The 452-nt window shown below is 61.3% G+C and carries 1 protein-coding gene; it reads left to right on the forward strand.

What is annotated here, in order from left to right; genetic code table 11:
• Window positions 1-452, forward strand: a 452-nt coding sequence (locus AC0L2O_RS36385) for an acyl-CoA dehydrogenase family protein (RefSeq protein WP_473373146.1), incomplete at both ends; no start/stop codon positions are given.

Raw genomic sequence — 452 nt, forward strand, 5'->3', positions numbered from 1 at the left:
AAGAAGAAGGCGAAGGCCGAAGGCCTCTGGAACATGTTCATGCCGCCGAACGAGCATGAGGATGACGAATTCCGCGGCGCGGGACTGACCAATCTCGAATACGCGCTGCTCTCCGAGCAGATGGGCCACATCTCCTGGGCCTCGGAAGTCTTCAATTGTTCCGCGCCCGACACCGGCAACATGGAAGTGTTCATGCGCTACGGCTCCAAGGAGCAGAAGCGCAAATGGCTGCGTCCGCTGATGGACGGCGAGATCCGCTCCGCCTTCCTGATGACGGAGCCGGCCGTGGCCTCGTCTGACGCCACCAACATCGAGACCAGCATTGTGCGCGACGGCGACCATTACGTCATCAACGGCCGCAAATGGTGGTCGTCCGGCGTCGGCGATCCCCGCTGCAAGATCGCGATCCTGATGGGCAAGACCGATTTCAAGGCGGCCAAGCATCAGCAGCA

It is taken from the genome of Bradyrhizobium sp. Kon10 (assembly GCF_055807395.1).